Annotated in this window: 21 protein-coding genes; 8 read left to right on the top strand and 13 right to left on the bottom strand. The window is 59.0% G+C overall.

Features of this window, described 5'->3' with window-relative positions:
• Positions 1–213 precede the first annotated feature (213 nt).
• Together ACQZ5Y_RS08620 and ACQZ5Y_RS08615 are read right to left on the bottom strand one after the other, a co-directional pair.
• Complete coding sequence (locus ACQZ5Y_RS08620; protein ID WP_003510923.1) at positions 214–411, bottom strand: hypothetical protein; 198 nt, start codon at positions 409–411, stop codon at positions 214–216.
• 173 nt (positions 412–584) lie between these two features.
• Positions 585–1,598, bottom strand: coding sequence for a substrate-binding domain-containing protein (locus ACQZ5Y_RS08615; RefSeq protein WP_003510924.1), 1,014 nt, complete (start codon positions 1,596–1,598; stop codon positions 585–587).
• Positions 1,599–1,866: 268 nt separating this feature from the next.
• Here ACQZ5Y_RS08615 and ACQZ5Y_RS08610 point away from each other — a divergent pair, with 268 nt between their 5' ends.
• The 6 genes from ACQZ5Y_RS08610 to ACQZ5Y_RS08585 all read left to right on the top strand — a co-directional run bounded on the left by ACQZ5Y_RS08610 (position 1,867) and on the right by ACQZ5Y_RS08585 (position 7,938).
• The gene (locus ACQZ5Y_RS08610) at positions 1,867–3,132 is read left to right on the top strand and encodes an ABC transporter substrate-binding protein (protein WP_111789780.1); all 1,266 of its coding nucleotides are present in this window, start codon (positions 1,867–1,869) and stop codon (positions 3,130–3,132) included.
• A gap of 64 nt (positions 3,133–3,196) precedes the next feature.
• On the top strand, positions 3,197–4,171 hold the full coding sequence (locus ACQZ5Y_RS08605) for a carbohydrate ABC transporter permease (RefSeq protein WP_003510926.1): 975 nt from the start codon (positions 3,197–3,199) through the stop codon (positions 4,169–4,171).
• Entirely contained in the window at positions 4,168–5,001 is an 834-nt protein-coding gene (locus ACQZ5Y_RS08600; RefSeq protein ID WP_003510927.1) for a carbohydrate ABC transporter permease, read from the top strand. The genes ACQZ5Y_RS08605 and ACQZ5Y_RS08600 overlap by 4 nt, the downstream gene beginning before the upstream one ends.
• Before the next feature lie 10 nt (positions 5,002–5,011).
• Positions 5,012–6,040 carry an ABC transporter ATP-binding protein gene (locus tag ACQZ5Y_RS08595; protein WP_013761592.1) on the top strand — a complete coding sequence of 343 codons (1,029 nt, stop codon included), beginning with the start codon at positions 5,012–5,014 and terminating at the stop codon, positions 6,038–6,040.
• A gap of 56 nt (positions 6,041–6,096) precedes the next feature.
• On the top strand, positions 6,097–6,882 hold the full coding sequence (locus ACQZ5Y_RS08590) for a ThuA domain-containing protein (RefSeq protein ID WP_003510932.1): 786 nt from the start codon (positions 6,097–6,099) through the stop codon (positions 6,880–6,882).
• A gap of 6 nt (positions 6,883–6,888) precedes the next feature.
• On the top strand, positions 6,889–7,938 hold the full coding sequence (locus ACQZ5Y_RS08585) for a Gfo/Idh/MocA family protein (RefSeq protein WP_003510934.1): 1,050 nt from the start codon (positions 6,889–6,891) through the stop codon (positions 7,936–7,938).
• A 102-nt stretch (positions 7,939–8,040) separates the two neighbouring features.
• Here ACQZ5Y_RS08585 and queE read toward each other — a convergent pair whose 3' ends face one another.
• The 3 genes from queE to queC are packed head-to-tail and all read right to left on the bottom strand — an operon-like array spanning position 8,041 to position 9,859.
• Positions 8,041–8,796: a 7-carboxy-7-deazaguanine synthase QueE gene (gene queE / locus ACQZ5Y_RS08580; RefSeq protein WP_174050512.1), complete on the bottom strand. Its 756-nt coding sequence runs from the start codon at positions 8,794–8,796 to the stop codon at positions 8,041–8,043.
• Entirely contained in the window at positions 8,793–9,149 is a 357-nt protein-coding gene (gene queD, locus ACQZ5Y_RS08575) for a 6-carboxytetrahydropterin synthase QueD (RefSeq protein WP_003510937.1), read from the bottom strand. Before queD ends, queE begins: the two co-directional genes overlap by 4 nt.
• Positions 9,149–9,859, bottom strand: coding sequence for a 7-cyano-7-deazaguanine synthase QueC (gene queC / locus ACQZ5Y_RS08570; protein ID WP_035199463.1), 711 nt, complete (start codon positions 9,857–9,859; stop codon positions 9,149–9,151). The genes queD and queC overlap by 1 nt, the downstream gene beginning before the upstream one ends.
• 225 nt (positions 9,860–10,084) lie before the next feature.
• Here queC and ACQZ5Y_RS08565 point away from each other — a divergent pair, with 225 nt between their 5' ends.
• A complete protein-coding gene (locus ACQZ5Y_RS08565; protein WP_162995256.1) occupies positions 10,085–10,222 on the top strand; it encodes a hypothetical protein in 138 nt (45 codons plus the stop codon).
• Positions 10,223–10,471: 249 nt separating this feature from the next.
• Here the strand turns inward: ACQZ5Y_RS08565 and ACQZ5Y_RS08560 are convergent, their stop codons facing one another.
• From ACQZ5Y_RS08560 to ACQZ5Y_RS08535, 6 genes are all read right to left on the bottom strand, one after another.
• Positions 10,472–11,605, bottom strand: coding sequence for a Gfo/Idh/MocA family protein (locus ACQZ5Y_RS08560; RefSeq protein ID WP_174050514.1), 1,134 nt, complete (start codon positions 11,603–11,605; stop codon positions 10,472–10,474).
• 21 nt (positions 11,606–11,626) lie between these two features.
• Positions 11,627–12,391: a sugar phosphate isomerase/epimerase family protein gene (locus ACQZ5Y_RS08555; protein WP_174050516.1), complete on the bottom strand. Its 765-nt coding sequence runs from the start codon at positions 12,389–12,391 to the stop codon at positions 11,627–11,629.
• Between the two features lie 60 nt (positions 12,392–12,451).
• A complete protein-coding gene (locus ACQZ5Y_RS08550; protein WP_003510949.1) occupies positions 12,452–13,540 on the bottom strand; it encodes an ABC transporter ATP-binding protein in 1,089 nt (362 codons plus the stop codon).
• Between the two features lie 5 nt (positions 13,541–13,545).
• Positions 13,546–14,487: a carbohydrate ABC transporter permease gene (locus ACQZ5Y_RS08545; protein ID WP_003510950.1), complete on the bottom strand. Its 942-nt coding sequence runs from the start codon at positions 14,485–14,487 to the stop codon at positions 13,546–13,548.
• Complete coding sequence (locus tag ACQZ5Y_RS08540; RefSeq protein WP_003510951.1) at positions 14,480–15,382, bottom strand: carbohydrate ABC transporter permease; 903 nt, start codon at positions 15,380–15,382, stop codon at positions 14,480–14,482. The genes ACQZ5Y_RS08545 and ACQZ5Y_RS08540 overlap by 8 nt, the downstream gene beginning before the upstream one ends.
• Positions 15,383–15,523: 141 nt before the next feature.
• Complete coding sequence (locus tag ACQZ5Y_RS08535; RefSeq protein ID WP_026330684.1) at positions 15,524–16,756, bottom strand: ABC transporter substrate-binding protein; 1,233 nt, start codon at positions 16,754–16,756, stop codon at positions 15,524–15,526.
• A 332-nt stretch (positions 16,757–17,088) separates the two neighbouring features.
• On the opposite strand from ACQZ5Y_RS08535, the gene ACQZ5Y_RS08530 reads away from it, so the two are divergent.
• Positions 17,089–17,787, top strand: coding sequence for a CPBP family intramembrane glutamic endopeptidase (locus ACQZ5Y_RS08530; protein WP_236762992.1), 699 nt, complete (start codon positions 17,089–17,091; stop codon positions 17,785–17,787).
• 86 nt (positions 17,788–17,873) lie between these two features.
• On the opposite strand, the gene ACQZ5Y_RS08525 is transcribed toward ACQZ5Y_RS08530, so the two are convergent.
• Both ACQZ5Y_RS08525 and ACQZ5Y_RS08520 read right to left on the bottom strand, forming a co-directional pair.
• Positions 17,874–19,304: a mannose-1-phosphate guanylyltransferase/mannose-6-phosphate isomerase gene (locus tag ACQZ5Y_RS08525; protein WP_025595636.1), complete on the bottom strand. Its 1,431-nt coding sequence runs from the start codon at positions 19,302–19,304 to the stop codon at positions 17,874–17,876.
• A 267-nt stretch (positions 19,305–19,571) separates the two neighbouring features.
• The gene (locus ACQZ5Y_RS08520; RefSeq protein WP_174050519.1) at positions 19,572–22,001 is read right to left on the bottom strand and encodes a glucose/quinate/shikimate family membrane-bound PQQ-dependent dehydrogenase; all 2,430 of its coding nucleotides are present in this window, start codon (positions 21,999–22,001) and stop codon (positions 19,572–19,574) included.
• Positions 22,002–22,308: the final 307 nt, after the last annotated feature.

The following is a 22,308-nucleotide window of genomic DNA, read 5'->3' as shown; positions in this document are numbered from 1 at the left end:
GCTTCGTCCAATGCGGAATCGAAATGCGCTTTCATCTGCTGAGACAACGCGAGCGCGCCGCCCCTCCTCAGGCGGCGCAACACCCAACTCGCCCATCGGTCAAATGCCGATCAGGTCCCTTCGGTTTCATTGCGCCGCCCTGCGGATTGTACAGGGCAAACGCAGGAAAACGCCGGTCAGTTCCGTTTTTTTTTGGAAAGCTGTTGCGAGGGCTCAGGCGAAACCCAGCGAGCTGCGGGAAATATCGCGGTTTTCGCAATAGTCGCGGGAGTGGGCCTCATGGCCGTGTTCGCGAGCGGTGGAACGGGTCAGTTCCGGGCTGGGTACGTTGAGCAGCGCATCGGCATAGGTACCGGTTGCCTCCACATCATCGATCACAGTCTGTTGTTGCGGCTTTAAAAATTCAAACATCGGTCACCTCCTTCAACACGTCCCCTCAACGCGCTGGCCCAGGTCCTGTTCCAAAAGGCCTGTGCAGCTTCGATTATACACGAGATGACGCTGCCGTATAGGCGATGAAAGACGAACGGCAATCAATTGACGTTCACAAAATGGAATGGAATCAGTGAGCTATGGCGAAGAGCTCAGGCTGGACCGACCGATTCCCGCAGGATCAGTTCGACCGGCCACAATTCCTGAACCTCGCGGACGGGACGGCCGCCGACGATCTGCAGAAGCAGGTCCGTAACCCGCATGCCAGCCATGCGCATGGGCGAGCGTGTGGTGGAAAGCGGCGGCATCATGCTTTCCGGAGTGAGGTAAGGAAACACGTCGTCATGGGCGATGACGGACACGTCCTTACCGATCACCAGTCCCAGTTGGGTTGCCGCGCGATAGACGCCCTGCGCCGTCATCATCGCGCCGGCGACGAAGGCGGTCGGGCGCGGCGTCTGCTCCAGCAGCGAGCGGGCGAAACGGAAGGCGGCATCTTCGCTGAAATGCTCGCTCATCATGAGGCGCGGATCAGGCGTGATGCCATGGGTCGCGAGCGCGTCACGAAAACCCTGTTCGCGGTCCTGCACGAATGTACGGCCTGTCGGGCCGTTGATCATCGCGATGCGACGGTGGCCACGTTCCAGAAAATGGATTGTCGGACGATACGTCACATCATGATTGTCGATATCGAGCCAGGCGTGCTCGAACGCCGTCTTCGAGCGACCATGCACGATGAAAGGCACGCCCAGCCGATTGAGCAGCGCGATGCGCTCGTCCTCCGGACGCGGCGAATGCACGATTATGCCATCCACCCGTCCGCTCGACGCCAGCCGGCTGAAAATCGCGAGCTCTTCCTCAATGTTATTGTCGACGGTGACGCTGACGAGAATGTCGGTCTCTTCGCCTTCCAGCCGCGTCGCCATGCCGCCCATGAATTCCGAAAAGAAATGCCCGCCGCCCGAACGGCCCATCACGACACCGATGGCGCCGGCCCTGCCTGTTGCCAGCCTGACCGCGTTGGCATTGGGCCGGTAGCCGTATTTCAGCGCAGCATCCATCACCCGCTGGCGCGTCTCTTCACGCACCTCGGGATAGCCGCCAAGCGCACGGCTGACGGTGGTGGGCGACAGCCCGACCTTTTCTGCGAATTCCTTGAGCTTCATGTTTTCTGCCAATTTGCTCCTGCATGCGTCGCCGCCGCAGATTTTTCAAGCGGACAAAAATTGAAATCGCTTTCAATTTATTCCCACCTGAAACCTTACAGTTCGCCGTTTCGAAAGGCAAACCCTCCGTGACAACACCCGAAGACGCCCAATTTCCACGCCATAAGAAAGAGTATTGACAGATTTGTCGGCTTTTGCGAACTTCACACCAGTCAAAAGCGCTTTCAATTTTGAGGATGATTGGAAGCGTCAACGGAGGAGTTTGACAATGAATATTTCCATGAAGACTTTGTTGCTGTGTGGCAGCGTGCTGTCTGCGGCAGTTTCCGCGCAGGCGGCCGAACTTTCCATCGCCGCCAACTCGACCGGCAAGAACATTGCATTTTTCAAGGAGCGGATCGCCGCCTTCGAAAAAGAGACCGGCCACAAGGTCAATCTCGTCACCATGCCGTCATCGTCCAGTGAGCAGTTCAGCCAGTACAGGCTATGGCTTGCAGCGGGTAACAAGGATGTCGACGTCTACCAGACGGACGTGATCTGGGCGCCGCAGCTCTCCGACCAATTCGTGGATCTGACCGAAGCAACCAAGGATGTCATTGGCGATCATTTCCCCTCCATCGTGGCGTCACAGACGGTGGACGGCAAGCTCGTCGCCATGCCGATGTTCACCGATGCACCCGCTCTGTTCTACCGCAAGGACCTTCTGGAAAAATACGGCAAGCAGCCGCCGAAAACCTGGAAGGAACTGGGCGAGACCGCCAAGGAAATTCAGGACAAGGAACGCGAAGACGGGCAGAAGGACCTCTGGGGCTTCGTCTTCCAGGGCAGCGCCTATGAAGGTCTGACCTGCAACGCGCTGGAATGGATTGCATCCGCCGGTGGCGGTCATATCGTTGAGACCAACGGCGACATCTCCATCAACAACGAGAAAGCCGCAGCCGCGATCGAAGCCGCCAAGGGCTGGGTCGGCACCATCGCGCCGCAGGGCGTGCTTGCCTACAAGGAAGAGGAAGCACGCGGCGTCTGGCAGACCGGCAATTCTGTCTTCATGCGCAACTGGCCCTATGCATATGCGCTTGGAAACGGTGCCGACAGCGCCATCAAGGGCAAATTCGGCGTCACGCCGTTGCCGGCCGGTGAAGAGGGTGCGGCACCCGCCTCAACGCTCGGCGGCTGGAACCTCGCCGTTTCGAAATATTCCGACGATCAAGAAGCTGCCATCCAGCTCGTGAAGTTCCTCGCATCGAAGGATACCCAGAAGATGCGTGCGATCCAGCTTTCCAACATGCCCACGATCGCCTCGCTTTACGACGACAAGGATGTCGCGGACGCACAGCCTTTCATGCCGACATGGAAGCCAATTTTCCAGACCGCCGTTCCACGCCCCTCTGCCTCGGCGAAGGTGAAATACAACGAGGTTTCGGCCAAATTCTGGGGTGCCGTGCACAACACGCTCTCCGGCAACGGCACGGCGGCGGAAAACCTTGAGCTCCTTGAAGTCGAATTGACCGATCTCAAAGGCAACGGCTGGTAATCCGGCCCGTGTGGGAAGCGGTCTCGCCTGAGCGTTTCCCACACCCCAACTGCGAGATATCCCCATGAACGATACCGCCCTTCAAAGACCGGCCGCGGCATCCGGCACCGGCTCCGACCTTCAGTCGGAACGCCTGAAATCCGCATGGCTGTTCCTTGCCCCCACGTTTCTGGTACTTGCGATGGTGGCCGGCTGGCCGCTGGTACGCACCGTCTGGTTCAGCCTCACCGACGCGTCGCTGACCAATCTCGACGGCGCACAATTCGTTGGCTTCAAGAACTACCTCACCTGGATCACGCTCAGCAGCGGCCGAACCATCTATCGCGGCCTGTTGGCTGATCCCGCCTGGTGGGGCGCGGTTCTGAACACGCTGAAATTCACCATCCTTTCGGTCAGCTTCGAAACCGTTCTCGGCCTTATCGTTGCGCTGGTGCTGAACGCGGAATTCAAGGGACGCGGCCTCGTGCGCGCCGCCATCCTCGTTCCATGGGCCATTCCCACCATCGTTTCGGCGCAGATGTGGGCGTGGATGCTGAACGACCAGTTCGGTATCTTGAACGACCTGTTCCTCAATCTCGGGCTGATCTCCCACAAGATCGCATGGACCGCCAATCCGGACACCGCAATGGTCGCCGTTCTTATTGTCGATATCTGGAAGACGACGCCCTTCATGGCGCTGCTCATTCTCGCCGGCCTGCAAATGGTGCCGAAGGACATGTATGAGGCGGCGAAGGTGGACGGTATCCACCCCGTCAAAGTGTTCTTCCGCGTCACCCTGCCCATGATCCGGCCAGCGCTCATGGTTGCCGTCATCTTCCGTATGCTGGATGCGATGCGCGTCTTTGACCTCATCTACATTCTGACGCCGAATAACGCCCAGACCCGCACGATGTCGGTGCTGGCGCGTGAGAACCTGTTCGATTTCGACAAGTTCGCCTATGGCGCAGCCGCTTCCACCATGCTGTTCCTCATCATCGCCTCGATAACAGTCGTTTATATGTGGCTCGGGCGCGTCAACACAGATGGAGCTTCGCGATGACCCTGCCAAGCATCCTGAAAACCACCGCCTTTTATGCGCTGGTCGCCGTCATCATGGTGATTTCGGTATTCCCGTTCTATTACGCGATACTGACCAGCCTGAAATCCGGCTCAGCGCTGTTCCAGGTGAATTACTGGCCGCGTGAATTCTCGCTGACCAATTACAACTTCGTCATCGGCAACGGCACGTTCCTGCGCAATCTCGGCAATTCGCTGTTCGTTGCATCTTCAGTCGTCGTACTGTCGCTGTTCCTTGCGGTAACGGCGTCCTATGCTCTCGCCCGTGTCCGTTTCCGGGGCCGCTCGCTGCTTCTGCTCACCATCCTCTCGGTCTCGATGTTTCCACAGATCGCCGTTCTCGCCGGCCTGTTCGAACTCATCCGCTGGGCTGGCATCTTCAACACGCCGCTCGCGCTGATCTTTTCCTACATGATCTTCACCCTGCCCTTCACTGTCTGGGTGCTGACGACATTCATGCGCGACCTGCCGATCGAAATCGAGGAAGCGGCAATCGTCGATGGCGCAACGCCATGGGTCATCATCACCCAGGTCTTCATGCCGCTGATGTGGCCGGCGCTCGTCACCACCGGGCTCCTCGCCTTCATTGCGGCGTGGAACGAGTTCCTCTTCGCGCTCACCTTCACCTCATCGAACGAACAGCGCACGGTGCCCGTCGCCATCGCACTTCTTTCGGGCGGTTCGCAGTTTGAAATCCCCTGGGGAACGATCATGGCGGCCTCCGTCATCGTCACCGCCCCGCTCGTCGTCCTCGTTCTTATCTTCCAGCGACGCATCATTTCCGGCCTCACCGCCGGCGGCGTCAAAGGCTAGGAGAAAACTTATGACCACCATTCAACTGCGCAATCTTCGCAAATCCTTCGGCGCCTTCGATGTCATCAAGGGCATCGACATGGACATCCGCTCCGGCGAGTTCATGGTTTTCGTCGGCCCTTCCGGTTGCGGCAAGTCCACGCTGCTACGCCTCATCTGCGGGCTCGAGGAAATCACTGGCGGCACGCTCTCCTTTGACGGAGAGGCCGTCAACCGCCTGCCACCCGCCAAGCGTGGCGTCGCCATGGTCTTCCAGTCCTATGCGCTTTATCCGCATATGACCGTATTCGAAAACATGGCATTCGGGATGAAACTATCAGGCGCCGACAAGGAGCAGCGCCGCAAGCGTGTAGAGGCGGCAGCGGAAATGCTGCAGCTCACGCCCTATCTGGAACGTCTGCCGAAGCAGCTTTCCGGCGGCCAGCGCCAGCGTGTCGCCATCGGCCGTGCCATCGTGCGTGATCCGAAGGTGTTCCTGTTCGACGAACCGCTCTCCAACCTCGATGCGGCGCTTCGCGTCGCAACCCGTCTCGAAATCGCCAAGCTGCACCGGGAGATGCATGACACGACGATGATCTACGTCACCCACGACCAGGTGGAAGCCATGACGCTTGCAGACCGCATCTGCGTTCTGCGCGATGGCCGCGTCGAACAGATCGGCACGCCGCTCGAGCTTTACGAAAGCCCGGTCAACACCTTCGTTGCCGGCTTCATCGGCTCGCCGAAGATGAACTTCCTTGCCGGCAAATATGCGGAAGTCGAAGGTGCCGCGACCATCGGCATCCGCCCCGAACACCTTGCGATCGGTGCCGGTGAGACCGGCTGGAACGGCGAAATCATCCATTCGGAAATGCTGGGATCGGACAGCTACATCTATGTCGAGATTGGTGCTGGCGAACCCATCGTCGTTCGTGAGGAAGGCGTGACCGACCGCAAGCCGGGAGAAAAAATCGTTCTCGTGCCGGATGCGGCGCAGATCCACCGCTTCGACGCGCAGGGCCAGGCCCTTGCGCGCAATCCCGTGCGCGGCGCCGCCTGAACAGTTAACTTTCGCCGGATCACCCTAGCTTCCGGCTTTCACCAAGGAGCAAGAAAATGACCATCAACACCGTTGTATGGGGCGAAAATATCCACGAACACATCAACGAGACGGTGCGTTCGATCTACCCTGATGGTATGCACAACACCATTGCCGATGCGCTGAATACCAACCCTGAGATCAGCGCCACCACCGCCACGCTTCAGGAACCGGAACACGGCCTTTCGCAGGAGCGTCTGGACAAGACCGACGTTCTGGTCTGGTGGGGCCACAAGGACCACGGTGCGGTTCAGGATGAGATCGTCGAGCGCGTTGCCAAGCGTGTCTGGGAAGGCATGGGCCTCATCGTCCTCCATTCCGGCCACTTCTCCAAGCCTTTCAAGCGACTGATGGGTACGCCCTGCGCGCTTAAATGGCGTGAGGCGGGCGAACGCGAACGCCTGTGGACGATCAATCCGCGTCACCCGATTGCAGCCGGCCTGCCCGAGCATTTCGAGCTGGAAAACGAAGAGATGTATGGCGAGCAGTTCTCCGTGCCGGAGCCGCTGGAAACCGTGTTCATCTCCTGGTTCCAGGGCGGCGAAGTCTTCCGTTCTGGCCTCACCTGGCGCCGTGGCGCAGGCAACATCTTCTATTTCCGCCCCGGTCACGAAACTTATCCGACCTATCACGACGCCAATGTACAGAAGGTCATCAGCAATTCGGTGAAATGGGCCTATAATCCGGTCGGCGCACTGAAAAGCATTCATGACGCCCCCAACGTTCCCGTCGACAAGGCGCTGGAGCCTATCGAAGAACGCGGCCCCAAGCTGCACAAGGCAGGCGAAGCAGGTTACAGGTAAACAGCCATGAGACTTCTCATTCTCGGAACCGGCGGCATGGCCAACAACCATGCCACATATTTCTCGCAAATCCCCGGCGTCGAACTGGTGGCTGCGGTGGATGTGGATGATGTGGTTGTGCGGGGCTTTGCGCTTCGCCACAACATTCCACTCTCCTTTACCTCGCTGGATGACGCGATTGCCTGGGGCGAGTTCGACGCGGCGGCAAACGTCACGCCGGATGCCATCCACCACCCAACCAGCCTTAAGCTTCTGGCGGCGGGCAAACATGTTTTCTGCGAAAAGCCGCTGGCGGAAAACTACGCCAAGGCCGCCGAAATGGCCGATGCCGCAGAAAAAGCGGGCCTTGTTGCCATGGTCAACCTCACCTATCGCAATGTCGCCCCCTTGCAGGCGGCACGCGAAATGGTGCTGGCTGGCAAGATCGGCAAGGTGCGCCATCTGGAAGCCTCCTATCTCCAGAGCTGGCTCGTTTCCAAGGCCTGGGGCGACTGGATGACGGAGAGCAAGTGGCTGTGGCGGCTTTCCACCAAGCACGGCTCAAACGGTGTTCTGGGTGATGTCGGCATCCACATTCTCGACTTCGCCTCCTATGGCGCGGGCAGCGATGTGGAGCGCATCTTCACGCGCCTGAAGACCTTCGACAAATATGAAGGCAACAAGATCGGCGCCTACGATCTCGACGCCAATGACAGTTTCACCATGACCGCCGAGTTGGAAAACGGCGCCATGGGCGTCATTCACGCCAGCCGCTGGGCAACGGGCCATCTCAACGAACTGCGCCTGCGCATTCACGGCGACAAGGGTGCGCTGGAGGTGATTCACACGCCTGACTATTCCAGCCTGCGAGCCTGCATCGGCGACGATGTGGAAAAGGCGATCTGGAAGACAATCGATGTCGACCCGGTGCCGACGAATTACGAAAAATTCGCCAAGGCCGTCATGGAAGGTGGCATTGCTGATCCGGACTTCCGCCACGCGGCGAATTTGCAGAAGGTGCTTGATCTCTCGATCATCGCCGACCGCGAACGGCGGGAGCTGGCCGTCTCTGCTTGAATTGCAAGGGCGCGGCGGCGTAAGCCGCCGCTTCCAATACTGCAGCGTGTACTATTATCTCCCGTCACCCCGAATCTAGCGCTGCATGACGGAGGTACTACCTCAAACGCCTCGCCTATTCCCCCACAAGAGCACATGCAACTGCGGCAGCACCCGGGCGGAAAACCAACGGTCTTCGCTGACCTTGTCCACCAGCCACAACATGCGATCCATGATCCCATCGATATCCACACGCGCGTCGTCGTCATCCGGCGGCGGCGGGGTGTGGTTCCCGGGCTGGAGGTAAATCGGCAAATGCGGGAAACGGGCCGATGCAGCCTTGGCATAAGAATAGTCCGCATCGTCAAACACCACGATCTTCAGCGCCACCTGCGGTCCATCGCCGGCGGCGGCAAGACAGTCTTCAAAGGCCTGCCAGTCGGTTTCCATGCCGCTCGATGGTGGCTTCGGGCTCAGCACCAGATGATCGAGATCGCCAAACCAGTCTTTTGCGATGCTGCCCTGCGTTTCCAGCGCGAACCTATAGCCCTCGCCCTGTCCCTTCGCGATTAGTTGCCCAAGGGGCTGGATGGCGGGATTGCCGCCCGAAAGCGACACCGTCAGCGGCACACCGCCGGAAAGCCGTCGCACCTCCTGCCAGATCGCCTCGACGGACATCGGTTTCCATGTGTCGCGATACTCGCTGTCGACGGCATGCAGCGTATCGCACCAGGAGCAGCGGTAATCGCAGCCGCCAGTGCGAACGAAAACGGTAGGCAGACCAATCAGCAAACCCTCGCCCTGAATGGTCGGGCCGAAGATTTCGCTGATGCGGATCGCTGTTTCCTTCGCTGCAACTTTCTGTGCAGCCGCCGTCATGGCCGGTATTCCGCCCAGGTCTTGGCGGTTTCGCTCACTCGCACGGCGCTGGTTTCCGGCAGGCTCGTCTTGCACCAATCGTAAAAGTGCTTCGCCAGACATTCCGCGGTGACCCGGTCATGGCCGAGAACGTCGTTCAGGTGGCGATGATCGAAATGATCGTCGATGTAGCGCTTCAGCGGCGCGAGTTCGTGGTAATCACGCACGAAACCGTGCTCGTTCAGCTCTTCGCCTGATAGTTCGACCTCAACGATGTAATTATGCCCGTGCAGGCGGGCGCACTGATGGTCGGCGGGCAGGCTTTTCAGTTGGTGAGAGGCGGAGAAATGGAACTCCTTGGTGATGCGAAACATCAACGCACCTCCTGTGCCGCATAGGCATGGGTGGCCGCCACCCAGAAATCCGGGTCCTCATAGTCCGTCGGATCGGTAACACCTGCCAGATGGAAGGCCTCGCGCCGCTCCACGCAGGTGCCGCAACGGCCACAATGGCGAGAGCCGCCCTTGTAACAGGACCAGGTTTCGCCAAATGGGGTCCCGTATTTGACCGCGTCAGTCACAATCGCCGCTTTGGAGACGGTGACATAGGGCGCAAACAAGGTGACGTCTGCGTAGCCTTCCAGGGCATGCGCCTGCATGGCATTAAAGCTGTCGATGAAGCCCGGCCGGCAATCGGGATAGATGAAATGGTCGCCGCCATGCACGGCGATCGCCACCGCATCCGCCTGCTGGGCGGCGGCAAGGCCGAAGGCGATGGTCAGCATGATGGCGTTGCGGTTCGGCACCACCGTGGAGCGCATGGTCTCTTCCGCATAATGTCCGTCCGGCACTTCGATATCGTCCGTCAGCGCGGAACCGGTGAGGTGCGCGCCGATGGTTGTGATGTCGATGACATGATGCGGCACGCCGAGACGTTTTGCGCAGTCGGCTGCGAAATCCAGCTCCTTCTTGTGGCGCTGGCCGTAATCGAAGGAGACAAGAGCGAGAAGTTCATGTTCCGCCGCGATTTTGTGCGCAAGCGAAACGGAGTCCAATCCGCCGGAGCAGATGACGATGGTTTTCATACGTTGGGATCCCTTGTTTTGACCGGGTGGGCTGCGACCGGATTACGGGGGCGGCTTTAAACCAAAGCGAAGCGATTGTGAAGGGCTTTGCGGAAATAGCGGAAATTCCGCGCAATCCACGAAATTGCCCCGCCGCAGCAACAAGACGAAACAATCGCGACATAAGCGGGAAACCGGCTTGATCTAGAACGGATTGAACGTTGCAGTTCTTGAAGGGTGTTGCCGATGACGTCCGGTTATATGTTCCTCTTTTCGCTAAGCGATCTCAGCTCCATCGGCTCCGGCATTTTGATGGCGTTGGCAGGCACGCTTTATGTCACCCTTACCGTTCGTGGGCTGATGGCCACCGTGCGTCATGGATAAGGCACTCGGCAACAGGCGCCCAGGGCTCAGGCGCAATCTTGCAGTCTTACTTTTCGTGGCCTCCGCGACGCTCGTCGCCACGATAGGGATCGCCCCGTTCGTTTTCCTGATCTGGATGGTCACGACCGTCGCACGATGGCTTGGTTTTTTCATCGGTTTTTGAGACACGAAGCTCGCCATGATGCGGCGGAGCGGAAGGAGCCCGGCAAAGCGGCAGTGCGCCGGGCTCTTTTTTTCGATAGACCGGGCTCAGCGCAGCAGCGCCTGCGCCTCCTCGATGCCGAGTGCTGCCGGCTGCGTGCAGGTTGTGGTCATCTCGATGAAGCGGCCTTCTTCCCCGGATTTGAGGATGGAGGTCATCACGTCGATACCGTGCAGGGAGCGATCCAGCGAGCAGCGGGCATCGCGGCCTTCAAGGATAGCAATCGCCATATCGGCCAGGCCTGCCGTGCGATAGTTGGCGCGCGGGCCATTCGGGCTTTCCTGGTTGGCAATGCCGAAGGGATGCGCCCAGTCTTCCAGCGGCTGGATATTTTTGTCGCGTCCGCTCGCCTCCACCACACCGCCGAAGAAGTTGGGGTCCGGCACGTATATCGATCCTTCCGTTCCGTAAAGTTCCATATTGGCGTGGCGATGCGACCACACATCCCAGCTGGCCGAAAGTGTGACCGTTGCTCCGTTCACGAATTCCAGAAGCGCATGGATGTTGGTAGGCGTTTCTACCGGGATGATCTCGCCGTTCAGCGGCTGGCTGGTCACCGTTCGGGTGGGGTTGGCCATTGATGTCAGTGCGCCAACGCGCTTGACCGGGCCGATGAGGTTGATGAGGTTCGCCACATAATAGGGGCCAAGATCGAGGATTGGCCCGCCCCCCTTCAGAAAGAAGAAGCCCGGATTGGGGTGCCACATCTCCATGCCGGGGCTCATCACATGGCAGGTGCCGGAGGTGATGCGACCGACCTTGCCCTCGTCGATATATTGCCGGGCAAGCTGATGCGCGCCGCCAAGGAAAGTATCAGGCGCGCAGCCAACGGAAAGGTTCTTCTCGCGGGCGATGCGCCGCAACTCCTCGCCTTCCTCCAGCGAAAGCACCAGCGGCTTTTCCGAATAGACGTGTTTACCCGCCTCGAGTGCCGCTTTCGACACGGGAAAATGCGCGGCGGGAATGGTGAGGTTCACCACCACGTCGATGTCCTTGTTGGCGAGGAGTTCCTCGATCGACTGCGCCGTGACACCAAATTCTTCTGCCCTCAGTTCCGCCGCATTGCGGTTAAGGTCGGCGCAGGCCAGCACCTTGATGCCCTTGAAGAGCGGTGCCAGCGAAAAGTAAGCAGACGAGATGTTGCCGCACCCGATGATGCCGACGCCCAGTTCCCTTTGCATGATGAAACTCCGGATTGATGCTCAATAGGTTTTGAAGGATGCGATGGAGCGCGTGATCAGCCGATCGATATCCTTGGGATTGTCGTGTTCGACCACGAAATGTTTCGTGGCGGATTTTGCCCTCAGTGCTGCCACGAGGGCCTTCCAGTCCACCGTGCCGTGGCCGACATCCGCCCAGCCGTCCTCATCCGTATTTTCGCCTGATGGCGCGATGTCCTTCACGTGCACGGCGGTGATGCGCTTGCCGTAGCTTTCGATCCAGGCGAGCGGATCGGCATTGCCTCTGATAATCCAGGCAATATCCGCTTCCCATTTCAGGTCCGGTCCGCCGGCAAAAATCTGCGCCTGCGGGGTGGAGCCGTCCGGGAGCACCTTGAACTCGAAATCGTGGTTGTGCCAACCGAAGGTCAGCCCGGCATCCACGAATGGTTTACCCACTTCCTGCAGGCGCTTGCCGAAGGCGAACCAACCAGCCGCGTCCGCCGGGCGCTGGTCGGGCATCAGGTAAGGGCAATAAATCGCTTCCACGCCCAGAACCTTGGCGATGTTCAGAGCCTTTTTCGGATCACCCTCGAGAAGGTCGAGGCCGAAATGGCCGGTCGGCATGGCAAGACCATTGGCATCGAGTTCGGAGCGCAGGCTGTTCAACCCAGCGTCATCAAGCGAGGCGTACATGGCGCCGTAACCTTCGACCTGTTTGTAACCAGCCGCCGAAAGCTTCTTCAAAATATTGGAAAACGGCTGGAAATTGCGGGCGCTGTAAAGCTGGAAACCGAGTTCTGTCATTATCTCCTCCATAGAGATGTGGGTGCTTGGGATGGTGTTGGGGGTAAAACGGGGCCCTTCCTAAAGCCGCTCTTCGCTCTGTGCGTCGAACAGCGAGGCCATGGTGAGGTCTAGGCCGAGGCGAACCCGGGTGCCCGGCGCAAACCGCCTGTGGCCGCCAACGCGCACGGACAAGGTATGACCGGCATGTTTGAGCCAGATCAGATTGTCGGCGCCCATCGGCTCCTCGATGTCAACGATCGCCTCATGCACCTCGCCGCTGACGATGTCGGCATCGACGCGCACATGTTCGGGACGCACACCGAGAACCACGGCACGACCGGCGACAAGCGGCGCCTCCGGCTGATAACCATCCAGTGAGAAGGTGACGCCGTTGGTGGTGAAGACCACCTTGCCGTCCTTCTCGATCAATTCGCCACGCAGGAAATTCATCGAGGGCGAACCGATGAAGCCCGCGACGAAGAGGTTCCTTGGCTTGTTGTAGATGGTGACGGGATCGGCAAGCTGCTGGATGACGCCGCTTTTCATGATGGCGATACGATCAGCCAGTGTCAGCGCCTCGATCTGATCGTGTGTCACGTAGATCATGGTGTTTTTCAGCGCCTGGTGCAGCCGTTTGATCTCGACGCGCAGTTCCGAGCGCAGCTTGGCATCGAGGTTGGAAAGCGGTTCATCGAACAGGAACACATCCACATCGCGCACCAGCGCCCGGCCGATCGCCACGCGCTGGCGCTGGCCGCCGGAAAGCTCGGCGGGCTTGCGCTTCAGGAGTGGTTCGATCTGCAATATGCCCGCCGCCCTTTTGACGCGCCGGTCGATTTCCTCTTTCGGAACCTTGGCGACCTGAAGGCCGAAGGAGAGGTTCTTCTCCACCGTCATCTGCGGATAAAGCGCATAGGACTGGAACACCATGCCGATGCCACGATCCTTCGGCTCCTCCCAGGTAACGTTGCGGTCCTTGATGAAGATTTGCCCGTCAGTTGGCTCCAGAAGGCCCGCAATGCAATTGAGAAGTGTCGACTTGCCGCAGCCGGAAGAGCCGAGCAGCACGAGGAACTCGCCGTCGTAAATATCGAGATTGAGGTCTTTCAGGACGGTAACGGCACCGAAGGACAGGGAAAGATCGCGAATGGAAACGCTTTTGTTCATATAACTCAACCTTTTACTGCGCCTGCGGCGATGCCACGGACGAAAAGCCTGCCGGAGACGAAATAAACGATCAACGGCACGGCCCCGGTGAGAAGGGTTGCAGCCATGTTGACGTTGTATTCCTTCACGCCCTGCACGGAGTTGACGATATTATTGAGCTGCACCGTCATCGGGTAATATTCCGGCCGCGTGAACACGACACCGAACAGGAAGTCGTTCCAGATGCCGGTGACCTGCAGGATCATCGCCACGACGAAGATCGGCAGCGACATGGGCAGCATGATGCGAAAATAGATCTGCCAGAAATTGGCGCCATCAATACGTGCCGCCTTGAACAATTCCTCCGGCAGCGACGCAAAATAGTTGCGGAAGAGCAGCGTCAGGATCGGCATACCGAAAATCGTGTGCACGATCACGAGGCCGGTCAGCGTGCCATAAATGCCCAATTCGCGCAGCACGATGACGATCGGGTAGATCATTACCTGATAGGGGATGAAGGCGCCGATGATGAGGATCGAGAAGAACAGTTCCGAACCCTTGAACTTCCAGTTCGCGATGGCGTAACCGCTGACGGAAGCCACGATGATCGAGATCACGACCGACGGTATGAGGATGCGTACCGAGTTCCAGAAGCCGCGTGAAAGCCCGTCGCAGTTCAGCCCGGTGCAGGCATTCGCCCAGGCTTTCACCCAGGGTTCGAAGGTGATTTCCACCGGTGGCGCGAAAATGTTGCCGAGCCGTATTTCCGGCATGCCCTTCAGAGAGGTGACGACCATCACGTAAAGCGGAAGCAGGTAATAGGCGGCAGCGACAAACAGCGTGCCATAGAGAATGATGTTGCGGCGGGAAAACGTTTTTTTCGGCTTCTTGCCGCGGGGACCGGAAAGGTCCGTGGCAACCGCATCGGTTGCGGCGGCGACCGTGTTCAATGTGCTGATATTAGCCACGCTTCTTGCCTCCGAATTCGAGGTACGCCCATGGAATGACGATAATGGCGACGGTCAGAAGCATCATGGTCGAGGCGGCAAAGCCCTGCCCCAGGTTCTGCGCCTGGAACATGTAGTCATAGACATATTTCGCCGGCACTTCGGATGCGATGCCCGGTCCGCCACTGGTCTGCGCCACCACCAGATCGTACACCTTGACGATGCCGCTCGCGATAATGACAAGCGTGGTGATGAAGACCGGCCGCATCATGGGAATAATGATGAGGATATAGGTCTTCCACATCGGAATGCCGTCGACGCGCGTCGCCTTCCAGATATCCTCGTCTATGCCGCGAAGACCGGCCAGCATCAGGCACATGACGAGCCCCGTGCCCTGCCAGAGCGCCGCGATCAGGATGCCGTAGATAACGATCTCGGAATTATAAAGCGGGTCGAAGGTGAAGCTTTCCCACCCCATCGAGCGGACCACCGACTGAATGCCGAATTCCGGGTTCAACAGCCATTGCCAGACAAGGCCGGTTACGATGAACGACAGAGCAAAGGGATAAAGGAAGATGGTGCGGAAGGTGTTCTCGAAACGGATCTTCTGATCCATCAGCGCCGCCAGCACGAAGCCGATCACCAGACTGAAGATCAGCGACAGAATGCCGTAGATCGCCAGATTCTGGATGGAAATGATCCAGCGCGGCGCGGCCCACAACCGCTCATACTGGTCGAAACCGATGAAGCTTGCACGTGGCAGAAGCTTGGAATTGGTGAATGAATAAATCACCGTCCAGACCGTTCCGCCGAGAAAAATCACGACGGCGGTCAATATCATGGGAATGGAAGCAATCTTCGAATTGAGATTGCGGAAAAGCTGGTTGGGGCGGCCGGAGCGCGCTAGACCCGCCATGGATGACCCTCCTGTAACGTTGCCGTTGATAGCCAGGCAAGGTCTCAAAGACCTTGCCCCAATCCTCCGGGCTTGCGCGTTTACGCATCCCGCAGGGAGCTTGCGGCGGATGGATGCCACCCGCCGCACAAGAGGTTGCGGTTAGTCAGCGGAACCGATGATGCCGGCGAAGCGCTTCTGTGCATCTTCTGCAGTCATCGCGCTGGCAAAAAACTCTGCCATCAGGTCTTCTTTCTGCTTCTGCGTATCAGCAGAAATCAGCTGGTCTGTGCTGGTCAGCGCATTGCCCTTGGCCAGAATTTCCAGACCCTTCTTCATGCAGTCATTGGCCGCATTGAGGTCGACGTCGCCACGGATCGGCAGCGAGCCCTTCTTAAGGTTGAAAGCCACCTGCGTTTTAGGATCGACGATGGTTGCGGCCAGAACGTCCTGCGCCTTGGATTTTGCTTCATCCTTCAGCAGCGGGAAATAAAAGGCGTCGCCGCCGGTGGTGAGATAGTCATTAAGGCCGAGACCCGGCAGGCAAGTGTAGTCCGTACCCGCCTTCTGGTTGGCAAGCTGGAACTCGCCCTGCGCCCAGTCGCCCATGATCTGGCCGCCAGCCTTGCCTGTTATGACCATGTTGGTGGCCTGGTTCCAGTCCTGAACATTGGTGCCCTTGGCCATGTCGCGGGCCTCGACGGCGGCCGCAAAAATCTTGGCCATGTCGGGACCGGCAGCTGCTTCGGCATCCTTGTCGCCATAGACCTTCTGATAAAGATCCTTGCCGCCGATCGAAAGTGTCAGTGTGTCAAACAGACCGTTGGCCTGCCATGCCTGACCGCCGAGCGCGAGCGGCTGGATACCGGCTTTTTTCAGTGCCGGTGCTGCGGCAGCAAATTCAGTCCAGTTCTTGGGAACTTCGACGCCCGCTTTCTTGAACGCTTCGTTGGAAAGCCACAGCCATTGCCAGGAATGGATGTTGACCGGCGCGCAATAGATCTTGCCGTCGATGGTGCAGCTGTCGAGCAGGCTTGCCGGCTTTATGACGTCTTTCCACTTGCCCTTTTCGGCAACGTCGGTCAGGTCGCGCATCAGGCCAGCCTGCACCAGCTCTTCCGCCTGTCTGCCATGGTTGAACTGGGTGGCACCCATCGGGTCGCCGCCGGTGATACGGCTGATCATGATCGGACGGGCGGTGCCGCCCGAACCGGCAATAGCGCCGTCCACCCACTTGTTGCCGGTGGCATCAAAAGCCTTGGCAAGTTCGGCAACGGCAGCGGCTTCACCGCCCGATGTCCACCAATGGGTAACTTCAAGATCGGTAGCCCCAGCGACACCCGCCGGAATCATAACACTGGCCAAAAAGGCCGCAGAAATAAAGCGCATTCGCATGAGTCTCCTCCCTCACTGAAACGTTGCAGTTGGAACGTAAGCGAAGATTTTTGATTAGGCAACCGCCTAAAAAATGAATCTCGCCGCAGCTCGCCGCGCTGTGTCGAGCAGCTACAAACGTGCCGAACGGCTAGATTTTGTTGAGAAAGAAGATTGGGAAATTGGAAGGATGCCGAATGGCACGACAAAGACTGCGCACCGGTAATCTGCAGGCAACGTAGTATCTTCATCGTCTTCCGACTTTGGCGTCGGTTCCTGCGCACAGAGTGCCAAGCCCGCATGGACGGGCGAACATAAGGTGAGCGATCGTGAAACGTTGGCACATTCTTTTGATGATCGGTCTGGCGGGCGTGTTATCGCTTTTGCTCGCACCGTTTGAACGACTGGCGTCGGGACAGGATCTTTCCTTCACGATACGGGTTGTGATGCTCGTCCAGCCGGCAGTCCTGATCATTGGTGCGGTGGCGACGGGTCAAGCGCTCGCCGGCAAACTCGGGCTCGGCACTCCGCTGATCGATGCCTGGCTGAAAGGAACCGGGTTCGGGCCAGTCTTGCGCAGGCAAGCCCCTTCAGCTTTGCTGACGGGTCTTCTCGTCGGCCTGTTGATGATCGCTTATTCGTCTGTGATCCTGCCTGCCTTCACCGATACGGCAACCATGGAAAAAATGGCGGCGTTTGAAGTCCCACTTGTCACCCGGCTTCTCTATGGCGGCATAACGGAGGAGCTGCTGACCCGATGGGGCTTGATGGCATTATTCGCATGGGCGCTCTGGCGAGTAGTGGGCAAGGGGCAAGTCCAGCCGGTCATGCTGTGGACTGCCATTGTCATCGCAGCGGCCCTTTTTGCCGTGGGCCACCTGCCCTTTCTGTTTGCCATTACCGTTCATCCGCAACCATTGCTGATTGTCAGTGTCATGCTCGGCAATTTTATCCCCGGCCTGATGTTCGGGTGGCTGTTCTGGCGTCGCGGGCTGGAAGCAGCGATGCTTTCCCACGCTTTCGCCCACTGCGTGAATGCAACTGTCGCCTGATCCGTGGAGCCGACAGATAAGTCAGGGATTTATAATCCCGGCCTCGCCGGCCGGGATAAAATGCCGCTTCGGTGCGGGCAGCAGCCCTAATGCCTCTTATAATCATCCTCGATGCGGATGACGTCGTCTTCGCCAAGATAGGCGCCGGTCTGGATTTCGACCAACTCAAGCGGAATCTGCCCCTCATTGGCAAGCCGGTGCGGTTGGCCAATCGGGATATAGACGGACTGGTTTTCCGTCAGCAGCCGGGTTTCGTCGCCAATCGTTACGGTTGCCGTGCCCTTGACGATGATCCAGTGCTCCGAGCGGTGATAGTGTTTCTGGAACGAGATGCGGTGGCCAGGATCAACCGTGATGTGGCCCACGCGGTAGCGCTCGTCCACATACATATGTTCGATGTAACCCCATGGACGATACACTCGCCTGTGCGCTTGCGTCCGCGGCGCGTGTTCGCCATCCTTCAGTGTCTCCACCAAGCCCTTCACGTCCTGCACCCGGTTTTTTGGCACCACCAGAACCGCATCCTTGGTGGCCACCACCACCAGATCCTTTGCCCCCACCACGGTCGTCAGCAATTGCGTGGAATGGATCAGGCAGCCCTCGGAATCGATGAAGACGCCGTCGCCCTCGAGCGCATTGTCGTTGCCGTGCTTGTCGGCGATTTCCCAGATCGCGTCCCAGCTGCCAATATCCGACCAGCGGAAATGGCCGTGCACCACCGCCATGCGCTTGGTCTTCTCGATCACCGCATAGTCGATGGAGTTTTTCGGCGAGGCTTCGAAGCTCGCCTGATGCAGGCGCACGAAGCCAAGGTCGCTTTCATATTGTTCGACCGACTGCGTTACTGCCGCAAGAATTTCCGGCGCGAATGCCTTGAGTTCGGCAATCATCACGTCGGAACGGAACAGGAAGTTGCCGGAATTCCAGAGATAACCCTTCTCCAGATAGGAGATTGCCGTCTTCACATCCGGTTTTTCCACGAATGCCTCGACGATGCTCAGGTCAGCCTCACCATCAATTGCTTCACCAGGCTTGATGTAGCCGTAAGAGGTGCGCGGCTCGGTTGGCACCAGACCGAAAACGACGATATTGCCCTGATCGGCGGCCTTGGCGCCAAGCCTCACGGACTCTGAAAATTTGTCGGCATCCAGCACCACATGGTCGGCGGCGAGCGCCAGCACCAGGCATCCCGGCTCCCGGCGCTCGGCCAGCACGGCGGCAGCGGCCATGGCGGCGGCACTGTCGCGGCGGGCGGGTTCGAGAACCACCGTCGCCGGAAGATCGATCTCCTCAGCCTGGCGGCGTGCGAAGAAGCGGAAATCCTCGTTGGTGATCACCAGCGGCTCGGCATAAAGCGCCTTGTCGGCCACGCGCGTGAGTGTCTGCTGATAGGTCGAAAGATTGCCGACCAGCGGCTGGAATTGCTTGGGCAACTGATCGCGTGATACCGGCCAAAGCCGTGATCCCGCCCCACCAGCAAGAAGAACCGGCGTGATCTTTCGAGATTGTTCCGTCACAATAAAAACCTTTCCAACTTTAAAAAACTTCTGGCTGGCCGGACAATATACATATTTACCAATGCTGCCATCATCGGTTCACGGGCGGATAAGCGCAAGTTCATAAGTTCGCCTTGTGAAAGCTTGGTGAATGTCGGACCCGTTTTGCTAACGCAACGCACAGGGTGAGGTTCCGCGCAAAGGGCGATCAGTCGCTTTGACAGGCCGCAAAGAAAAACCCGGGCGAATGGCCCGGGTTTCCGTTTTCAGAGCGATGTCCTGTCAGGATCAGTTCGGCAGCGCGTAAGCGATCACGTAGTCGCCACGGTCAGGAGACTGACGTGCACCGCCGGCCGAGATGACGACATATTGCTTGCCTGTTTTCGGAGACTTGTAGCTCATCGGGCCGCCCTGGCTGCCGACAGGAAGGCGGGCCTTCCAGACTTCCTTGCCGGTCGCCGTATCGAAGGCGCGCAGATAATAATCCTGTGTGCCGGCGATGAAGACGAGACCGCCCTGGGTGGCAAGCGTTCCGCCGAGCGTGGGCATGCCGATCGGGATCGGCAGACCCATCTTGATGCCAAGCGGACCGGTATCCTCAACAGTGCCGACAGGAACCTGCCACTTGATCTGCTGCGTCTTCATGTCAATCGCAGTCATCGAGCCATAGGGCGGAGCCTGGCAGGGAATGCCGAGAGCAGACAGGAAACGGTTCTTGTTCACCGCATAGGGCGTGCCCTTCATGGGAACGACGCCCATGCCGGTATTGACGCTTTCGCCGCCGCTTGCCGTTGCCTTGGTGGGAGCAGCTTCCTTCATCTCAATCCACAGGCCGAGGCGCATATCGTTGATGAAGATTGTGTTGGTCGTCGGGTCAGTCGAGATGCCGCCCCAGTTCATGCCGCCGAGCGAGCCCGGGAAGGCGAGGGAGAGGTCCGTGCCCGGCGCCGTATAGAGGCCTTCATAACGCATGCCCTTGAAAGCGATACGGCACAAAAGCTGATCGAAAGGGGTGGCACCCCACATATCGGCTTCCGTCAGCGTCTGCGCGCCGATTTGCGGCATGCCCACCGAACGCGGCTGCGTTGGTGCATATGGCTCGTTCGGAATGTTGCCGGCCTTGACCGGAACGTCTTCCACCTTGGTCAGCGGCTGGCCAGTCGCACGGTCCAGCACATAGATCTGACCGGCCTTGGTGCCGAAGACCAGAGCCGGAACGGTCGTTCCGTCAGCCTTCGGGAAATCGATGAAGCTCGGCTGCATCGGCACGTCGAAGTCCCATAGGTCGTTATGAACCGTCTGGTAGACCCACTTTTCGCGGCCGGTCGTGGCATCGAGCGCCAGCATGGAAGCGCCGTATTTATGATCGAGCGGTGTGCGCGTCGCGCCATAAAGATCGACCGAGGGGCTGCCCACCGGCATGAAGACCGTGTTCAGCTCCGGATCGTAGGACATGGATGCCCAGACGTTCGGCGTGGAACGGGTATAGGTCTGGCCCTCGGGCGGCAGTTTGGTGATTTCAGGGTTGCCGGGATCGAAAGCCCAGCGAAGCTCACCCGTCACCACGTCGAAACCGCGCATCACGCCGCCAGGCATATCCACCTGTACGTTGTCAGCGATACGCCCGCCGACCACGACGGTGGTGCCGGCCAGTGTGGGGGCCGATGTCAGCACATATTGCGGGTCCGGCGCATCACCAAGACCGATCTTCAGATCGACGCGGCCGTTGGTGCCGAAATCCGGGCAAAACGCGCCGGTGTCGGCGTCGAGCGCGATGAGTTCCGCGTTGATGGTGTTCATGAGGATGCGGCGCTGGCAAAGCGCCCCGTCGGCTACGATCGCCGGGGTGACAGGCGTTGCGCCCGGAGCGGTCGGCTGCTTCAGCGGCGCCTTGGCATCGAAATAGGCAAGACCACGGCAACGCATCCAGACGGTGGATTTGGCGTTGATTTCGGTCTTCCACTTCTGCGCGCCGGTATCGGCGTCGAGCGCGATGACATTGTTGTGCGGTGTGCACACAAACACGGTATCGTCGACCTGAAGCGGCGTTTCCTGATCTTCCGCACCGTTCGCGCCGGGGCTGATCGGGATGTCGCCGGTCCGATAGGTCCATGCCACCTCAAGGTTCTTGACGTTATCGCGGTTGATTTCGTCAAGCGCAACAAAGCGGCTGCCGCCCGCCGTATTGCCGTAATGTTCCCAGTTCTTCTGCTCTTTTTCCGGCGTTACCGGCGTCAGTGCAGCAACCTCACCCTTGAAGGCGACGGTCGGATGCGGCACGAACATGCCGGCAAAACCGGCAGCGGACGCAATGGCCAGAACGCCAGCAAGGGCAAAGGACGCGCCGTAAGCAGGCGTCTTGCCAGCCGCGCGCCGCAGCAGCGGATAGGAGAGCGTAACCACCGTGGCGCCCACGCCCAACGCCAGCAGGCGGGAGATGAGCGGCCAGAAGTGCAGTCCGGCTTCCCACACTGCCCAAACACCGCTAACGATGAAGACAAGGCCGAAGAGTAGCGCGCCGGCGGGCTTGCGCAGGAGAATAAGCAAGCCGGAGACGATCAGCGCGATACCCGCCAAGACGAAATAGAGGCTGCCGCCGAGTTTTGCGAGCTGCCCGCCGCCAATGGCGAAGAACAGTCCCGCAGCGACAATGACGGCGCCGAGCACGAAGAGCCATAATCTGGCTGCAAGCGACGTTGAGGTTGCTGGTTTACTCATGAAATTAAATATCCGGTTAAGAGAGCCGCCGCGAAGGCTGACGCCCGATGATCTTTCAATGCCCGGCCCAGGCCAGACAGTCCGCCGCACTTACGGCTGAGCGAAGATGCGCTGAAGGCGACGAGACGAAATGGGGAACAATGGTGGGGGAGACTTCCGTGGTGACTGTCATGTTGACCCATTCACTGCAGTTTATCGCCGGCCCCAATGGACGGCGGACAATGTGCTCGAACAAATCCTCCCAAGTTCGTATCGCAGAGGCCCGCATGCGGGCACTGGGCGACCGAAACCTCGGTGCGGTATAACG

The sequence above is a fragment of the Agrobacterium sp. A3-95 genome (assembly GCF_053521785.1).
This window is presented reverse-complemented; position numbering and strand designations above follow the sequence as displayed.